The sequence below is a fragment of the Flavobacterium endophyticum genome (assembly GCF_003634455.1).
Taxonomy (GTDB): domain Bacteria; phylum Bacteroidota; class Bacteroidia; order Flavobacteriales; family Flavobacteriaceae; genus Flavobacterium; species Flavobacterium endophyticum.
This window is the reverse complement of record NZ_RBLC01000001.1, coordinates 145,665-162,805: the sequence shown is the minus strand read 5'-3', so window position 1 is coordinate 162,805 and position 17,141 is coordinate 145,665. Positions and strand designations below refer to the sequence as shown.

Here is a 17,141-nt window from a genome sequence, read left to right as displayed (position 1 = left end):
AAAGGAATTTAAAGAACAAAAGGCTATGAAATCTCATCTTGCTCTTCTTCGAGGAATCAATGTCAGCGGTCAAAAACTGATTAAAATGGAAACTTTAAGAAAAGCTATGGAAGATAATGGTTATCAAAATGTTAAAACATATATTCAGAGCGGGAATATCTTGTTTGATTCTTTAGAAAATTCTCCTGAAGCGGTAGAAAACCAAATCCATGACCTTATCGAAAAGCATTTTGGATTTGATGTTTCTGTTGTCGTTATCAACCAAGAAACTTTGGAATCGGTTTCTAAAAATAATCCCTACCTGAAAGAAAAAGAGATCGATTTGAAAAAGCTGTATATTACTTTTTTAGGTTCTAAGCCTGCCGAAGAAAATATAGAACTACTCAAAAAAGCCAATTTTGAACCCGATGAGATTGTCATTAAAGACCGTGTTGTTTTTATGAAATACAACAATCCGGCTGGGAATTCAAAACTTACGAACAAGCTGATCGAAAGCAAGCTCAAAGTAAAGGCAACGGACAGAAATTGGAATACTACGTTAAAGCTGTTGCAGCTGTTTCAAGAAAGAGACAGTGCTTAGATTCTTTTGTTAAAGTTTATGAAATTTAATTCCTTTCCGCTTTTGCTTTTCGTAATTTTAGGTAAAACAAATCTATAACAGTTATGAAAAGAAACGCTACAGCAGTCTGGGAAGGCTCATTAAAAGAAGGAAACGGAAAGATTTCTACACAAAGCACGGTATTGAGCAATGCACAATATTCATTCAAAACCCGTTTTGAACAAGGAAATGGCACCAATCCGGAAGAATTGATTGCGGCAGCGCATGCAGGCTGTTTTACAATGCAATTGACGGCCTATCTAAACGAAGCAGGATTTACAGTGGCATCCATCGAAACCAAATGTGATGTTGATTTCCAAGACGGAAGCGTTGTCGGATCACATCTGTCGGTTTTGTCAAGAGTTGATGATATTTCAACAGATAAGTTTCAAGAATTGGTAAAAAAGGCAGAGACAACTTGTCCGATTTCACGATTGCTGAATACGAAAATCACATCAAATGCTACTTTGGTACTTCCTTGATAAATAGCCTATTTAAAATTATATGAATCCCATTTTTGCATCTGAAAAGTCAGTTGGAGAAATGGGATTTCCGTTTGTATTCGTTTACTACAACGATTGAAAATCAATTTAGATTCACTAATTTTGCAATGCGATATGGATGATTTCTCTCCACAAGAAGGAATTGATTTTTGAAGAATTAAAATACTTTCACAATGTCAGTTTTAGAAAAAAACAATGCTTCTGAAGCCATTTCTTTAGAAGATAAATTCGGCGCACACAATTACCATCCGCTTCCTGTAGTTTTAAGCAAGGGAGAAGGCGTATACGTTTGGGATACGGAAGGAAAAAGATACTATGATTTCCTTTCGGCTTATTCTGCGGTAAACCAAGGACACTGCCATCCAAAAATTATAGGAGCTTTAGTAAATCAGGCACAAACCTTGACGCTGACTTCAAGGGCTTTTTACAATGACAAGCTAGGGAAATATGAAGAATTTGTAACTCAATATTTCGGATTTGATAAAGTATTGCCGATGAATACGGGGGCAGAAGCGGTCGAGACGGCTATCAAGCTTTGCAGGAAATGGGCTTACGAAAAAAATGGAATCCCAGAAAACGAAGCGCAGATTATCGTATGTGATGGGAATTTCCATGGAAGAACTACGACGATTATCTCTTTTTCAAATGATGAAAATGCGCGCAAAAACTTTGGCCCTTACACTGCTGGCTTTATCAGTATTGCCTACGATGATTTAGAAGCTTTAGAAAATGTGCTGGAAACCCAGAAAAATGTTGCAGGCTTTTTAGTAGAGCCGATTCAAGGAGAAGCGGGTGTTTATGTACCATCAGAAGGTTACCTAGCGAAAGCAAAAGCGCTTTGTGAGAAACATAACGTACTGTTTATTGCAGACGAAGTGCAGACAGGAATTGCCAGAACAGGAAAATTATTGGCTGTTCACCATGAAAATGTACAACCAGATATCTTGATATTAGGAAAAGCATTGTCAGGAGGCGCCTATCCAGTTTCGGCAGTGTTGGCCAATGATGACATCATGAATGTAATCAAGCCAGGACAGCACGGTTCTACTTTTGGAGGAAATCCTATAGCGGCTGCAGTTGCTATTGCGGCATTAGAAGTTGTGAAAGAAGAAAAATTGGCTGAGAATGCGACTCGTCTTGGGAATATTTTCCGTGAAAAGCTAGGCGAATATATCAAGACTAGCACTATTGCGACGTTGGTTAGAGGAAAAGGATTGCTGAATGCCGTTGTAATTAATGATACAGAAGAAAGCGACACGGCTTGGAATATCTGTATGTCATTGCGTGATAATGGCCTTTTGGCGAAGCCTACGCATGGCAATATTATTCGTTTTGCGCCGCCTTTGGTCATGAACGAAGAACAGCTCTTGGATTGCGTTTCGATTATCATCAAGACGCTCAGAGAATTTGAGAAATAGAAATTAAAAAAGCCGCTGTAAAGCGGCTTTTTTGTTATAGGTTCTTCGTGATAATTATTTCTGTTGGATCTGGCGAATCCATTCTTGTTGCATTTCTTGTATTCCTTCTGGTCCGATAGCCACATAGAAATAAATGTTTACAATCAGATAAATTGCACTCAATGCGATTCCGATATACGCAAGAATTTTTCCTGTATTGATATTCGAATAGTTAGAATACAACTCTGGGTTTTCCAGATAAAGCTTTGTGTCTTTTTTTGCCAGCACGATTGCTATGATACCTAGAATCAGACCGATTACGCCATAACAACAGCAAGTAAGGATAGATAAGATTCCAAGAATAAGAACGGCTTGAGCATTAGGTAATTTTTGTTTTTCCATAAGAGTAAAGAGGTTTTAGTTATTAGCTGGTTATTTTGTAAATGTAAGAAATTACCATTATTGTAGCATTGATTATGGCTAAAGAAATTATTAATTTATGATAATTTCTTGTCTTATCGATAAAATTCAGCCCTAAAACCATGAAAAACAAGATTGTAGTGTAAATGGCTGGAAACATATGGAAGGCATCGACAAACTCACCTTTTAAGATCAAGGCCAGGGCTCTTTGCGTACCGCATCCGAGGCAGTCTATTCCGAAAATTTTCTTGTTCATGCAGGGAATCATGTATTCTTCCATGGTCGTATAGATTTGATTGTACAATTTTACGAAAAAAGCATAAAGTTTGTTCTTAACCAGATAATTATTTTTAAAGTTTACTACTTTTGGCAGACTACAATTAAAATTGTTATGAAAAAAATATATGTTCCCATAATGGCCCTTGCTGGAGTTTTTGCTTTATACGAGCAGAGCAAGCCGCATCCCAATGTGTATATTATGATTCTTGCAATCATCATTTTTATGTATGGAATGATGAGACTGACAGCTAAAGTGCCAAGTAAAAACCAAGATAATTCTGATGATGATGTTAGCTAAAGGAGATAGAGTGACGGTGCTTGATGAAGCGGTTAATGGTGTTGTTCTATCAGTTAAAAATAACGAAGTGACGATAGAAACTGACGATGGATTTCAATTGACATATTTTGTCAATGAATTGGTTAAAATTCAGAATTCCAGTGATTTGAATTTTGGAATCGGAAGTCATAATTTAAGTCAGGTTTTAAAAGAGAAGGAAATTCCAAAACCAAGAAGTTTTGTAAAAGAAAAGAAACCAAAAGACGAAAGAGCTGCTCCAGAATTTGATTTGCACATTGAAAAACTAGTTCCCAACAAAAGAGGAATGTCCAATTATGATATCCTGACGTTACAGACTGAAACGGCAAAAAGACATATTGAATTTGCGATCAAGAACAGGATACCGAAAATTGTTTTTATACACGGCGTCGGTGAAGGTGTCTTAAAATCGGAACTCGATTTTTTGCTGGGTCGTTACGATGAAATTGTTTTTCAAGACGCCGATTACCAAAAATATGGTTTAGGCGCTACAGAAGTTTACATCAAGCAGAATCCTAATAGATAAAAAAAAGCCCAATAAATTTTATTGGGCTTTTTTGTTTTTTTGTATTGAAGACTAATTTGCCGTCCTATAATCTCCAAACGTTTGGATGCTTTGTACAAAGGTATTGTTTGTAGCTCCGACTCTTTTGTATTTTACATTCGTAAGTGTAATCGTGTGGACAAGATTTGCACCGTCTACTAAAGTTTCGATCTTGATTTCACCAGTTGCCGGGATAATGCCATTGCTGGCCACTCCATCTTCAGCTTGCCATTCTTCATACAAAGTAGGCAATCCTGCGCCATCTGTACTGCATAGAGAAGTAGGCGTAACATCTCCGCCATATATTCTATAAGTAAGCTGATTGGTGTCGTTTACCAAATAAGTTGCCAAGCCTGCCGGCCCTTGAAAAACAGAAGCAGGAAGATTCAGTATTATCACCTCGTTGAGATTTTGTTTGTTTTCTGCATTTCCTACATTGGAATCAAATATTTTAAACAATCTGCCGTCTGTGCATTTTTGGATGGGTGTTGCGCCAAAAGCAAAAGTAATATTTGATTTAGTTTGGTATTTCCCGAAAATATATTCAGTATAGGTTACCGTTCCGCTATTCGCATTCGACAAGGTAATGTCTCTAAAAACAATAGAGTGGTCATATTTTGCTGCTTCAATAGTAGTCGTATTATCTACAGGGGTTGTTTTGATTTCTATTTTGCCACTAGATTGATCTGCAGTGCTCCATTCGTCGATGACATTAGGAGATACAGGAGGGATCAAGGAGCAAAAATAATCAGTTGGAACTTCGCCGTTAAAAACGCGATAAATAATCTTATTAGCTGCTGAAATTTGCAGATTGCTGGTTCCTTCTAGATTTCTGAAAGGAAAAACGTTTGTCGGAAATTTTATCAGCAATGCTTCATTATTATTCAGCTTAAAAACGGAGTTCAATACCTCGCCATTCGTTGAGCAATTCGCTGCTGTCGCATTGCTAAAATCGAAGGAATCAAAAGTCAGGTCGCCATCATCGCAGGCACTTAATAAAAACAAGCAAGAGAGTATTCCAAAATACTTTTTCATTTCAATAGAATTTATAGCAAAAATAGTTTTTTTTATTATTCTGACAGACTACATTAATTTTTATTTAAGCTTCGGAATAGAATGCTTAAAATCGAATATGTTCTTATATTTGGAAAGCAAATCACTAAACCGTGAAATTTAAAACCCTACAGATCCTATTACTTTGGCTTTTCTCATTGTGTTCTCAGGCACAAGAACTTCTGCCTTTTGTTGAAAATTTTACCAAGTCTGATTATAATGGAGACAATCAGGTATGGAATGTTACTCAAGGTCAAGATAACGCCATGTACTTTGCAAACAACCATTATTTTTTGCGGTACAATGGTGTCAAATGGGAAAAGTATGCGCTTCCGAACAAGACTGTAATCCGTTCTATATTTATTGACGAAGACAGAGTCTATTCAGGTTCCTATAAAGAATTTGGCTATTGGAAAAGAATCAACGGTAAGATGAAATATTTTTCGCTGACCAACGGCAAAAATATTTTCTATGGCAGTTCCGATAACGAAGAGATATGGAAAATCTTTAAGTACAAAGGCAAGTTGTATTTCCAGACGTTTAATGAAATTTTTATTTATGACGGAAATACGATTAAAAAAGTAGAATTTCCTTCCCAGGTTTCTTATTGCTATCTGGTCGATGATGAGATTTATGTCGCGACTGTTCGGGAAGGTATCTATATTATGAAAGGAACCCAATTCATCAAGAAAAAGAATTGGGAAATCCTGGAAGAAAATGTAATACATAATATTGAAAAACATCAAGGGCAGGTTTATATTTTTACAAAAAACAATGGTGTTTTTGTCGTAGTAAACGACAAGCTGGTTCCTTGGAATCATCCTTTAAATTCCGTGGTTAAGAGCGAGGTATTGGTTTCGGCAAAATTTGTAGATGACAATACCCTGGTTATAGGAAGCGGCTTGCAGGGGCTCTACATCATAAATCTAAATAATAACAGTTATAAGAACCTGAACAGGCAGAACGCGCTTAAAAATAACGCGATATTGTCTATCGGTATCGATAAGGAAAAAGATTTGTGGCTTGGGTTGGATAATGGAATCTGCCATGTAGAAATTAACTCTCCGCTTCGCGTGTTTTCTGATAATTCGGGTATTTTGGGTTCGGTATATTCGCTTTCAACCATAAACGACGGCTATCTTTTTGTGACCAATCATGGAATTTTCACCTGCAAAAATAAAATGCTGGAAGTTTTGCCTAATTCGCAAGGTCAGGTGTGGGATATCTATAAAAGAGACAACGAATTTATCATTGGCCACAATGACGGAACATTTTTATATGATGGAAGAACAGCGCGACTGCAAAAAGTCAGTCAGGTAAATGGAGGATGGAAATTCCTGAAAGGCGAATTTGAGAATGTATATTTTCAGGGAAATTATGCGGGAATTGTTGTTTATGAAGACACAAAAGACTTATCGAAATTCAAATTCTTGGATGGGCTAAAAAAACCAATCAAAAACATTGCGCAAAATAAGCCAGGAGAATTATGGGCAGCAGACAATTACAGGAGCTTATATAGGATTACCTATAATAAAGACTTCAGCGTCAAAAAGGTCGAAAATATTTCACAGCTTAATAACATAAAAAACGATTACGGCGTCAAGCTTTTTAGCTACAAAAACGAAATACTTTTTTTGATTGACAATTATTGGTATGTGTACAATTCTATTTCAGGAAAGTTGGTAAAAGACGAGCTTTTTAATGCTTCTTTTAAAAATATATCAGATATAATACCTATTGATGACGAAAATTTCCTTGTATTAAAAAATGGCCTTCTATATGTTGTTTCTCAAGTAAAAAATGAATTTGTATGGGAGCTGATTCCGGAAAAGTATTATGAAGGGCGAATCATCATCGAAAATATAAAAGTATATAAAGATGGTGATCAGTATCTGATGAACTTGGACGACGGCTTTATTTCGTTCCAAATCAACAAAAGCAAAAGAAAAATACAGGGCATCTACGCAGAAGCCTATTATCAAGGCAATCTTATTGACGAAAATACGCGCATCAAATACAATCAGTCTGTTGAAGTTAATGTGATAACGGAATATTTAGGATACAACCGTCCAGATTTGTTTTACAAGCTAAACGATTCTAACGGATTTATTCCAATAAAAAAAGGACATCTAATTCTAAATAACTTGAGCAGCGGCACCCAAGAGCTTGAATTTTATTATAATGACGGTAAAAAATTTGTAAAAGTCGCCTCTTATAATTTTAATGTCAGAAAGCCTTGGTATTTTTCTGTCTGGATGATAGTGTTTTACGTGCTCATTATTTCCGGCAGTTTCTTTCTCTATTATAGGTGGAATAAGATCAGGTATCTGGAAAAGATCAAGCTAAAAGAAGAAGAGTTGAAGCACCAAAAAGAAATCCTCGAGCTGGAACTGAATACAGAGAATAAGCTGAAACTTCAGGAATATGAAAAGCACATTTTAGAAATTGAAGTGCAAAACAAAGCCTATGAAGTGGCTGGAAAGTCGCTTTCTATTGCGAAGCAAAGCGAAATGATCGACAGCATTCAGGAAATTCTTGAAACAGAGACAGATGTCAACCAGATCAAAAGCAAGATCAAAAAGTCAATCAAGATCAATGCGCTGAATAAAAATGAATGGGAAAGCTTTGAACATAACTTGATGCAAAGCCATGAAGAATTCGTTCACAAGCTGTCTAATAAATTTCCAGTGCTTACTTCAAAAGATATTAAGCTTTGCATTTATCTTAAGATGAATTTATCTTCCAAAGAAATCGCTCCATTGATGAATATCTCGTTTCGAGGGGTGGAGCTACATCGTTATCGATTAAGAAAGAAATTAGGTCTTACTTCCGATGATAATCTTTCTAAGTTTATGATTAATATATAAGAAAGACCTGTTTTTTAATAATAATAAAATATTGGCATAATATTTTTATTAAATAACAACACATCAATACTACATCATTAACCGTTTTTAATGCCTCTTTAAATGTAGTGTCTTTTTTTATAAAACATTGTTATTCAGTTTTTTATTTTCTTTTTAAGTGAAAATGATGTATTCATGTAGTGACTTTCATAAGTTTACTACAACGTTGTAATTCGTTACTTTGGTATCACTAACTTTTAACAAAATATAAACAAATGAAAAACTTTATTTTCGGGGTATTCGTACTTCTTTTTTTTCAGGGACATCTCCATGCCCAGGATATAAAAGGTAAGGTACTGGATGAAAATGGAATTCCGCTCCCAGGAGTTAACATTTTAAGTTCTACATCAAGTTCGGTTTCAGATTTTGATGGAAATTTTTCAATTAATGCTAAAGAAGGCGAGCCCATCACCTTTACATTTTTGGGTTACGTAAGCCAGACAGTAAATGCAGCGGCTAACATGAGCGTGTCTATGAAAGTGGCAAGCACAGAACTTTCAGAAGTGGTGGTCGTAGGTTACGGTACACAGAAAAAGACAGACCTGACCAGTGCTATTTCTACAATCAAATCAGACCAGATTTCAAAGCAGCCGGCATACAACGCCTTGCAATCTATACAAGGTAAGGCCGCGGGTGTAAACATCATAGCAAATGATGCACCTGGTGCTACACCAACAATTATCATCAGAGGTCTAGGAACTGCGGAATCAGGAAGATCGCCAATGTTTGTGGTAGACGGTGTCATCACAGGAAGCATTGCCAATCTGAATCCAAACGACATTGAGTCTTTTGATATCATGAAAGATGCAGCTTCTTCTGCAATTTACGGATCGAATGCTGCCAACGGAGTCGTATTTATTACAACTAAAAAAGGAAAACAAGGAAAGACTACTATTAAGGTAAATTCTTTCTATGGCGCAAAATCGACATTGAACCCTGTAAAAATGGCCAATTCAAGCCAATATGTTACTTTCTTTAATGAAAAACAAGCGGCAATTGGTTCTCCAGACAGACTTAATCTCAACCAGCCATACAATACAGATTGGTATGATGAATTGACAGGCGTAAGCTTTTCACAAAGCAATGATATCTCTTTTTCTGGAGGATCAGAAAATGCAACTTACTACTTCAGCTTCAATAACTATACTGAAGACGGACTTTTAGAAGGACATGAAGCTTCTAGAAATACGTTGCGATCTAGTAATACACTTAAAGCGATTGATGGAAAATTAAAAATTACTCAAAATTTCAGTGCTTCTTTCTCAAAATCAACTCCTAAACCGTACGGTTCTTTTACTGAAGCTTACAAGCAAGCTCCGGTTGTTCCAGTTTACTATCCTGATGGAAGATTTGCACAAAGCTTCTGGAATAGAACTACAGGAGAAGTAGGGTATATCATAGGGCCTGGAGAAACAGGAGGAAGATTGAATTCGATTGGTAACCCAGTTGCAAATGCTTTCTACCAAAATGAAAAAAACAAAATGGTTGAGCTTCAAGGATTAATTCAAGCTGACTATACTATTGTAGAAGGGCTTACGGCTACTTCTAGATTTGGAGCTACTAAGTCGTATTCAAAAACAAGAATTTTCAACGACGTTAGAGGCAGGTGGCTTACAGCAGATCCAATCCGAACTAGTGCTCAATTTGCGGCGAATGCTGCATCAAATCCAGGTGTTGTGGACTGGGCTAACAACTCTCTTTCTTATAAAGATGTTGAAAGCTTCCGATACAACTGGGATACTTACTTGACTTTCAACAAATCATTCGGAAAGCATAACCTTAATGCTACGGCAGGTGTGACTCAAGAAAGAAAGAATGATATTTATGAGTCGTACATGCAAGGATTCAACGTTCCTGAACAAGAACAATATTGGAACATCAACTTAGCTTCTGCTGATTACAGAAAAGTAGCGAATCAATTCTACTCAACTCCAACACAAGTATTGTCTTATTTTGGAAGGTTGCAGTATAATTTCGACGAGAGATACTATATCTCTGGAACAATCAGAAGAGATGGTAACAGTATCTTCAAGCAAAATTCAAAATACTGGGGTACTTTCCCTTCTGTAAGCGCAGGATGGGTATTGACTAACGAAAGCTTCTTAAGCGATGTGAAAAACCTAGATTTCCTTAAGCTTAGAGTAGGATATGGTGAAGTAGGAAATGCGAACGTTCCTTTTAACGCTACAACAATCAATACTTCTCCTGGAACAGATGGCGGCGCAGGTATTAACAATAACAACTACGTATTCGGACCTAACCAAGATTTGGTTTTTGGTGCCAGTTCAGGAACTCCAGTAACCGACTTAACTTGGGAGGTTACTAAAGAAATCAATGCAGGTCTTGACTTCGAATTGCTTGACAGAAGATTATCAGGAAGCTTTGACTATTACAACAGGCTGAACACAAATGCAATCCTTAACATAACGCCATTATTAAACTCTCCAAACGAACTTAATTATTTTGATCACGGAGGAGAAGTTAGAAATGAAGGGTATGAGCTAGCGCTTAACTGGAAAGATAATATTTCAGATGATTTCTCTTATAGCATCGGAGTAAATTATGCTAGAAATAAAAACACGCTTGAAAGTGTTAAGCCAGCTTACGACGGAATGACAGGAGGAAGCCTTGGTGACGGACAAATCACAAAAAGAATTCAAGAAGGACAGCCTTTATATTCTTGGTGGTTGCTAGAAGCTGACGGCGTTTGGCAGACTCAAGCTGAAATTGATGCTAATCCGCACATCGGATCCCCAGCACCTGGACACTTGCGCTATAAAGATCAAAACAACGATGGTGTGATTGACGATAGAGATAAAAAATTCTTCGGTTCTTACATTCCAAAATTCAGCTACGGTATCAACATCAACTTGATGTACAAAAACTTCGATTTATCTGTAGATGGATTCGGAGTAGGCGGAAACAAAGTTTATAACGGACTAAAAGGAAAACGTATCGATGGTGGTGAAAATATCGCAGAAGATACTTTCAACGGTCGTTGGACAGGTCCAGGATCAACAAACACAAATCCTGGTGCAAATAGAGATGCGCTATCTTCAAGCTACTTCCTAGAAGACGGTGACTACTTTAGAATCAATAACATTACGTTAGGATATACTTTCAAAGACATGTTTAAGATTTCTAGACTTAGAATTTACGGAACGGCACAAAATCCTTTCCTATTTACTAAATATTCAGGATTCACTCCAGAACTTAACAACAGTGGTGTTCCTAGAGAAACTGCAGGAATTGAAGTAGATGCCTATCCAAATATCAAGACATTCATTTTTGGTGTAAACATTGAATTTTAAGAAAAAATACTATGAAAATAAATTATAAAAAAATAGCATGCCTCACTTTTGCTTTTGCTGTATTAGTGGGATGTGACGATTTCCTTGATGTTGATTCAAGAGAAAACGTGACAGAAGAGGATAGCAACCAGAACTTTGAGCCGGTGCAGTTTGTCAACGGTATCTACGGGATGATGACCAGCTGGGATTATGCTTTCTCGTATTTAGGAATTACTGAAATTATTTCTGATAATGCCGATAAAGGCAGCTCGCCTGGAGATCCAGGAGGAGATAAAGGATTGCTTGACGGACTTACGTTCACGGCTACGGCAGGTTCTGTCGAAGCCATGTGGACAAACTGGTACAAAGCGATCGGCCGTGCTTCTTACTCAATAAATTATACCGAAAATTACGGACTTACTGATGTTGCCTACAAAAACAGGCTTATTGGTGAAGCTAAATTTCTTAGAGCGTACCACTACTTTTTCTTGGTAAGAGCTTTCGGTGACGTGCCTTTGCAACATGTCGATTTAATCGTAAGAGCTCCAAAAGACCAAGTTTATGATTTTATTGAGCAAGACTTGCTTGAAGCGATTCAAGTATTGCCAGAGAAAAGCGAATATGCGCCAGCCGATTTAGGAAGAGCTACCAAAGGTGCTGCAAAAGCCTTATTAGCTAAAGTATATCTTTATCAAAAAGACTGGCAGAACGCGTATGAGTACGCTGATGAAGTAATCACTTCTGGAGAATACGGTCTTGAGCCTGATTATGCACAAATTTGGAGAGCCAATACAGAAAACGGTGTAGAGTCCATTTTTGAAGTTCAAGCTCGTGGTGTAGCATTAGCGCATGGTGTTCAGCAATATTCTGAAACACAAGGAGCTAGAGGTCCAAGTGGCTGGGGCTGGGGATTCAATACGCCATCTCAAAACCTTTTAGACGCTTTTAATGCCGAAGGCGATGTGATCAGAAGAGATGCTACAATCATTTTCAGAGGAGAAACCTTGTATGATGGACGTGAAGTAAGCAATGCTGTAGAAAACCCGATGTATAATGAAAAAGCTTACTCTAGCGCAAATGCAGGCGCAGGAGACGGCGATAAAAACATCAGAGTATTGAGACTTGCAGAAATATATTTGATTCGCGCAGAAGCCGCTAATGAATTAAATAACCAAGATGTAGCCTTGTCTTCATTGAAAGAAGTTCGTGATAGAGTAAACTTAGGCGAAATCACCACAAGAGACCAAGCTTTGTTGAGAACTCTTATCTGGAAAGAAAGAAGACTAGAATTGGCTTTCGAACACGACAGATGGTTTGACTTAGTAAGAACTGGCCAAGCGGCACAAGCTATGCAAGCAAACGGCAAGCCGTTCGAAGTTGGAAAACACGAATTATTTCCAATACCAAACGCTCAACTAATACAAACACCAGCGATGGGCCAAAACCTGAATTGGTAATTTAAACCCGATTAATGAAATACCTTCTTTTCATATTTTTAATAATTACAAGTTGTGGTTCAAACGAATCGTCTCCAAAAGGAGACGATTCGCCCACACCTTCAACTCCAACACCATTAACCGATGAGCAATTGGTTGATGTAGTGGAAAAACAAACGTTCAAATACTTTTGGGATTTTGCAGAGCCGAATTCAAAGCTCGCAAGAGAAAGATACCATCCTGATGGCAACTACCCAGAAAACGATTCCAATGTCGTAACAACTGGAGGTTCAGGTTTTGGCCTGATGTCTATCATTGCGGCAACTTCAAGAAATTATGTTTCCAGAAGTGAAGCAGTATCTCGATTAAATACCATTGCTGATTTTCTTGCTAATGCCGACAGATTCCATGGAGCTTGGCCTCATTGGATGGACGGCAACACGGGGCGTGTCAAGCCTTTCGGACAAAAAGATAACGGCGGCGATTTAGTAGAAACTGCATTTTTATGCCAAGGTATTATCTGCGTTCGTGAATTTTTCAAAAACGGTTCCGAAGAAGAAAAAGCATTGGCCCAAAAATTTGACAATCTATGGAAAGGTGTGGATTGGAATTGGTACAGAAACAATCAAAATGTCTTGTATTGGCATTGGTCGCCTGACTATGCTTGGGAAATGAATTTTCCTTTAGAAGGCTACAACGAATGCCTGATTACTTATGTGCTAGCCAGTGCTTCGCCAACACATTCGATAGCGCCAACAGCCTACCATCAAGGTTGGGCAAGAAATGGAGGTATCGTTTCTGCAGCTACAAAATACGGAATTCCTTTATTGCTGAAACACAACGGTGCGGAGCAGGCTGGAGGTCCTTTATTTTGGGCACACTATTCGTATTTAGGATTAGATCCTACACAATTGACAGACCAATATGCAAATTATTGGAATGTGAATGTAAACCACACTAAAATTAATTACCAGCACTGTGTTGAAAATGCTGGAAATTTTGCAGGATACGGCCCTAATTATTGGGGACTGACAGCATCGTATTCTAGAAATCCAAACGGAAGTATAGGATATAATGCGCACATGCCAAGCAATGATATAGGAGTTATTTCTCCGACAGCTGCTATAAGCTCGATTGTGTATACTCCGGCAGAATCATTGGCCGCTATGCGAAATTTTTATGAAAATTATAGCGGACAGCTATGGGGTCCGGCAGGTTTTTATGATGCCCACAGCAAACATTACAATTGGACGGCAAACAGATACCTTGCAATTGATCAAGGGCCTATTGTCGTTATGCTTGAAAATTACCGCTCAGGCTTGCTCTGGAATCTATTCATGAATGCTCCAGAAGTACGCCAAGGCTTATTAAATCTTGGATTTCATTCCGGAAAATACGGATTTTAAAAGATGAGAATAAAGTTAGCTTTATTAGGTTTATTGGTTTCCGGTAGTTCTTTTGCGCAGAAAGACATTACCGGAACCATTACAACCGAAATTATTCAAAAGAATAAATTGAACTATGCATTGCATATTCCGAAAAATACAAAAGAAAAGAAACCGCTGCTCGTTTTTCTGCACGGTTCTGGCGAAAGAGGCTCAGATATTGAAAAAGTAAAAGTACACGGCCCTTTTAAATATTTAAAAAATAATGAATTAGATAGTTACGTTCTTGCGCCTCAATGCCCTGAAAATGAATATTGGGATGCAGAAGTCTTATATAAATTGATACAAAAAGTCCAAAAAGAAAACAATATCGACCCGAGCCGTATCTACCTCACCGGTTTGAGCATGGGAGCTTGGGGAGCATGGAACTTGGCATTTTTGCATCCAGAAATGTTTGCCGCTCTTGTTCCTATTGCCGGTTTTGTGGATAGAGTTCCGATGATGGAAAATTGCAAGATTCAAGACATACCAACGCGAATCTTTCATGGATTGGTAGATGATGTGGTCGATGTGAATTATTCAATCGCAATCTATAAAAAGCTAAAATCGTGCAGCAAAGATATCGAACTGACCATTTTTGACGATGCCAATCACGACAGCTGGACCAGAGTATACGACAACAAAGAAATTTATGAATGGATAATGAAACAGCATAAACAATAAACAAATTTCCCAAATAAATAGCATAATGAAATTCAAAGCAGTATTACTATTATTATTAGCAAGTTCCCTTACGGTAAACGCCCAAAAGGATAAGAAAAAAAGCCAGATCAAGCCAAGGAAAGAATTCATTTCTGAACTTATGGCCAAAATGACCATTGATGAAAAAATAGGACAGTTGGTTCAATTTACAGCCGATGGTACTATCACCGGACCTGTTTCTGGAGATAACTATATAGAGCAAATTAAAAAAGGTAATGTCGGTTCTATTTTGAACGCGACAACTGTTAAATATACGGCCGAGCTTCAAAAGATGAACCTTGAAAATTCAAGACTTAAAATTCCGTTGCTTTTTGGCTATGATGTCATCCATGGTTATAGAACTATTTTTCCGATAACTTTAGGAGAATCGGCTTCATGGGACTTAAAAGCGGTTGAGCTTTCAGCTAAAATTGCAGCGGCCGAAGCTGCAGCAGGAGGTGTACACTGGACATTTGCTCCAATGGTGGATATCGCTCGTGACCCGCGTTGGGGAAGAGTTTCAGAAGGCGCTGGCGAAGATACGTACCTAGGTTCAAAATTAGCGTTTGCAAGAGTAAGAGGTTTTCAAGGAACCGACCTTTCTTTAAATAATACAATTTTAGCCTGTACGAAGCACTTCGCTGCTTATGGAGCTGCAGAAGCCGGACGTGATTACAATACAGTAGATATGTCAGAAAGAGTGTTGAGAGAAACCTATCTGCCTCCATTTAAAGCAACTGTAGATGCTGGTGTTAGGACTTTCATGACATCATTCAATGAGATTTCTGGCGTTCCGGCTACAGGAAACAAATTTTTGGTCAACGGAATTCTTAAAGACGAATGGAAATTTGACGGTTTCGTAGTGACAGATTATACAGGAATGAACGAAATGATTCCGCACGGATTCGCAAAAGATGAAAAGCATGCCGGAGAATTGGCTTTAAACGCTGGTGTCGATATGGACATGGTGGGTGGCATCTACATGAAACAATTGAAAAAATCATTGTCAGAAGGGAAAGTTACTGAAGCTCAAATCAATGATGCCTGCCGTAGAATCTTGGAAGCTAAATACGATCTAGGTCTTTTTGAAGATCCGTACAGATATAACGATGCAAAAAGAGAAAAAGAAGTCATCTACAAAAAAGAATATCTAGATGCGGCATTGGACGTAGCCAACAAATCGTTAGTCTTGCTGAAAAATAGCAACAATGTGCTTCCGTTGAAAAAAGAACAAAAAGTAGCTTTTGTCGGACCTTTGGTAAGCGATGAGTTTAACATCATTGGTTCTTGGGCAGCTTCTGGCGATAGAAACGGATTTGCAGTGAGCGTTGAAGAAGGCGTAAACAAAATCATCACGGACAAGAGCAAAATCAGTTTTGCAAAAGGTGTAGAGATTGTTGATGCAAAAAGAGATATGATCCAGAATGCGATTAACAATGCCAAAAATGCAGATGTTATTGTAGCCGTGATGGGTGAATTCGAAAACATGAGCGGCGAAGCAGCTTCTCGTACCAATATTGATTTGCCAGGAATCCAAAAAGAATTTCTAGCAGAATTGAAAAAGTTAGGCAAGCCGATTATTTTAGTTCTATTAAACGGAAGGCCGCTGACCTTAGAATGGGAAGACAAAAACATGGATGCAATCCTAGAAGCTTGGTGGCCTGGAACAAGAGGTGGCGATGCCATTGCTCAAACGCTTTATGGAATCAACAACCCAAGCGGCAAATTGCCAATGACTTTTCCTAGAAATGTCGGTCAGATTCCAATCTATTACAACCATAAAAATACAGGACGTCCTTATTTGGGAACAGCAGATAACGAGCAGAAATACAAATCCCGTTACATTGACGTAGACAATTCTCCTTTATATGAATTCGGATATGGCTTGAGCTATACAAAATTCAGCTATTCTAATTTTAAAGTATCTTCCAACCAAATCAATTTCAGCCAAAAATTAAAAGCTACCGTTGAGATAGCAAATACAGGAAATTATGATGGAGAAGAAGTAGTCCAATTATACATCCATGATAAAGTCGGTTCTGTGACTAGGCCAGTAAAAGAACTAAAAGGTTTCCAAAAAATCTTCTTGAAAAAAGGAGAAAAGAAAACTGTAGAATTTGAAATCTCTGCAGAAGACTTGAAATTTTACGGAATCGATATGCAATTTGCTGCAGAACCTGGCGACTTTGAAGTTTTTGTCGGAGGTACTTCTGCAACAACTATGAAATTAGAGTTTGAGTTAGTTAAATAATTTTTTTTGTGAGTTTTGAAAT

At 37.7% G+C, this 17,141-nt stretch carries 14 protein-coding genes; 11 read left to right on the top strand and 3 right to left on the bottom strand.

Annotated elements, in window-relative coordinates; all coding sequences use genetic code 11:
- Window positions 1–25: 25 nt before the first annotated feature.
- The 3 genes from CLV94_RS00765 to rocD all read left to right on the top strand — a co-directional run bounded on the left by CLV94_RS00765 (window position 26) and on the right by rocD (window position 2,519).
- The gene (locus CLV94_RS00765) at window positions 26–580 is read left to right on the top strand and encodes a DUF1697 domain-containing protein (protein ID WP_121374560.1); all 555 of its coding nucleotides are present in this window, start codon (window positions 26–28) and stop codon (window positions 578–580) included.
- 83 nt (window positions 581–663) lie between these two features.
- The gene (locus CLV94_RS00760) at window positions 664–1,080 is read left to right on the top strand and encodes an OsmC family protein (protein ID WP_121374559.1); all 417 of its coding nucleotides are present in this window, start codon (window positions 664–666) and stop codon (window positions 1,078–1,080) included.
- Between the two features lie 194 nt (window positions 1,081–1,274).
- Window positions 1,275–2,519, top strand: a complete 1,245-nt coding sequence (rocD, locus tag CLV94_RS00755) for an ornithine--oxo-acid transaminase (RefSeq protein WP_121374558.1) — start codon at window positions 1,275–1,277, stop codon at window positions 2,517–2,519.
- A 54-nt stretch (window positions 2,520–2,573) separates the two neighbouring features.
- Here the strand turns inward: rocD and CLV94_RS00750 are convergent, their stop codons facing one another.
- Both CLV94_RS00750 and CLV94_RS00745 read right to left on the bottom strand, forming a co-directional pair.
- Window positions 2,574–2,900, bottom strand: a complete 327-nt coding sequence (locus CLV94_RS00750) for a CCC motif membrane protein (RefSeq protein WP_121374557.1) — start codon at window positions 2,898–2,900, stop codon at window positions 2,574–2,576.
- Between the two features lie 22 nt (window positions 2,901–2,922).
- Window positions 2,923–3,198: a DUF2752 domain-containing protein gene (locus tag CLV94_RS00745; RefSeq protein WP_121374556.1), complete on the bottom strand. Its 276-nt coding sequence runs from the start codon at window positions 3,196–3,198 to the stop codon at window positions 2,923–2,925.
- A gap of 111 nt (window positions 3,199–3,309) precedes the next feature.
- Here CLV94_RS00745 and CLV94_RS00740 point away from each other — a divergent pair, with 111 nt between their 5' ends.
- Window positions 3,310–3,495, top strand: coding sequence for a hypothetical protein (locus CLV94_RS00740; RefSeq protein ID WP_121376185.1), 186 nt, complete (start codon window positions 3,310–3,312; stop codon window positions 3,493–3,495).
- Window positions 3,485–4,039: a Smr/MutS family protein gene (locus CLV94_RS00735; protein WP_121374555.1), complete on the top strand. Its 555-nt coding sequence runs from the start codon at window positions 3,485–3,487 to the stop codon at window positions 4,037–4,039. Before CLV94_RS00740 ends, CLV94_RS00735 begins: the two co-directional genes overlap by 11 nt.
- A gap of 51 nt (window positions 4,040–4,090) precedes the next feature.
- Here CLV94_RS00735 and CLV94_RS00730 read toward each other — a convergent pair whose 3' ends face one another.
- On the bottom strand, window positions 4,091–5,092 hold the full coding sequence (locus tag CLV94_RS00730; protein ID WP_121374554.1) for a hypothetical protein: 1,002 nt from the start codon (window positions 5,090–5,092) through the stop codon (window positions 4,091–4,093).
- A 131-nt stretch (window positions 5,093–5,223) separates the two neighbouring features.
- On the opposite strand from CLV94_RS00730, the gene CLV94_RS00725 reads away from it, so the two are divergent.
- From CLV94_RS00725 to CLV94_RS00700, 6 genes are all read left to right on the top strand, one after another.
- Window positions 5,224–7,977, top strand: a complete 2,754-nt coding sequence (locus CLV94_RS00725) for a LuxR C-terminal-related transcriptional regulator (RefSeq protein WP_121374553.1) — start codon at window positions 5,224–5,226, stop codon at window positions 7,975–7,977.
- Between the two features lie 254 nt (window positions 7,978–8,231).
- Window positions 8,232–11,327 carry a SusC/RagA family TonB-linked outer membrane protein gene (locus CLV94_RS00720; RefSeq protein ID WP_121374552.1) on the top strand — a complete coding sequence of 1,032 codons (3,096 nt, stop codon included), beginning with the start codon at window positions 8,232–8,234 and terminating at the stop codon, window positions 11,325–11,327.
- Between the two features lie 11 nt (window positions 11,328–11,338).
- Complete coding sequence (locus CLV94_RS00715) at window positions 11,339–12,763, top strand: RagB/SusD family nutrient uptake outer membrane protein (protein WP_121374551.1); 1,425 nt, start codon at window positions 11,339–11,341, stop codon at window positions 12,761–12,763.
- Window positions 12,764–12,777: 14 nt separating this feature from the next.
- A complete protein-coding gene (locus CLV94_RS00710) occupies window positions 12,778–14,148 on the top strand; it encodes a glucoamylase family protein (RefSeq protein WP_121374550.1) in 1,371 nt (456 codons plus the stop codon).
- Window positions 14,149–14,151: 3 nt separating this feature from the next.
- Window positions 14,152–14,850, top strand: coding sequence for a carboxylesterase family protein (locus CLV94_RS00705; RefSeq protein ID WP_121374549.1), 699 nt, complete (start codon window positions 14,152–14,154; stop codon window positions 14,848–14,850).
- 25 nt (window positions 14,851–14,875) lie between these two features.
- Window positions 14,876–17,119: a glycoside hydrolase family 3 N-terminal domain-containing protein gene (locus CLV94_RS00700; RefSeq protein WP_121374548.1), complete on the top strand. Its 2,244-nt coding sequence runs from the start codon at window positions 14,876–14,878 to the stop codon at window positions 17,117–17,119.
- The last annotated feature ends 22 nt before the right edge of the window (window positions 17,120–17,141 follow it).

Excerpts from the sequence above, each read along its gene's own strand:
- CLV94_RS00765 (WP_121374560.1), top strand. The coding sequence starts at position 26 with ATGAAATCTCATCTTGCTCTTCTTCGAGGAATCAATGTCAGCGGTCAA.
- CLV94_RS00760 (WP_121374559.1), top strand. The coding sequence starts at position 664 with ATGAAAAGAAACGCTACAGCAGTCTGGGAAGGCTCATTAAAAGAAGGA.
- rocD (WP_121374558.1), top strand. The coding sequence starts at position 1,275 with ATGTCAGTTTTAGAAAAAAACAATGCTTCTGAAGCCATTTCTTTAGAA.
- CLV94_RS00750 (WP_121374557.1), bottom strand. The coding sequence starts at position 2,900 with ATGGAAAAACAAAAATTACCTAATGCTCAAGCCGTTCTTATTCTTGGA.
- CLV94_RS00745 (WP_121374556.1), bottom strand. The coding sequence starts at position 3,198 with ATGGAAGAATACATGATTCCCTGCATGAACAAGAAAATTTTCGGAATA.
- CLV94_RS00740 (WP_121376185.1), top strand. The coding sequence starts at position 3,310 with ATGAAAAAAATATATGTTCCCATAATGGCCCTTGCTGGAGTTTTTGCT.
- CLV94_RS00735 (WP_121374555.1), top strand. The coding sequence starts at position 3,485 with ATGTTAGCTAAAGGAGATAGAGTGACGGTGCTTGATGAAGCGGTTAAT.
- CLV94_RS00730 (WP_121374554.1), bottom strand. The coding sequence starts at position 5,092 with ATGAAAAAGTATTTTGGAATACTCTCTTGCTTGTTTTTATTAAGTGCC.
- CLV94_RS00720 (WP_121374552.1), top strand. The coding sequence starts at position 8,232 with ATGAAAAACTTTATTTTCGGGGTATTCGTACTTCTTTTTTTTCAGGGA.
- CLV94_RS00715 (WP_121374551.1), top strand. The coding sequence starts at position 11,339 with ATGAAAATAAATTATAAAAAAATAGCATGCCTCACTTTTGCTTTTGCT.
- CLV94_RS00710 (WP_121374550.1), top strand. The coding sequence starts at position 12,778 with ATGAAATACCTTCTTTTCATATTTTTAATAATTACAAGTTGTGGTTCA.
- CLV94_RS00705 (WP_121374549.1), top strand. The coding sequence starts at position 14,152 with ATGAGAATAAAGTTAGCTTTATTAGGTTTATTGGTTTCCGGTAGTTCT.
- CLV94_RS00700 (WP_121374548.1), top strand. The coding sequence starts at position 14,876 with ATGAAATTCAAAGCAGTATTACTATTATTATTAGCAAGTTCCCTTACG.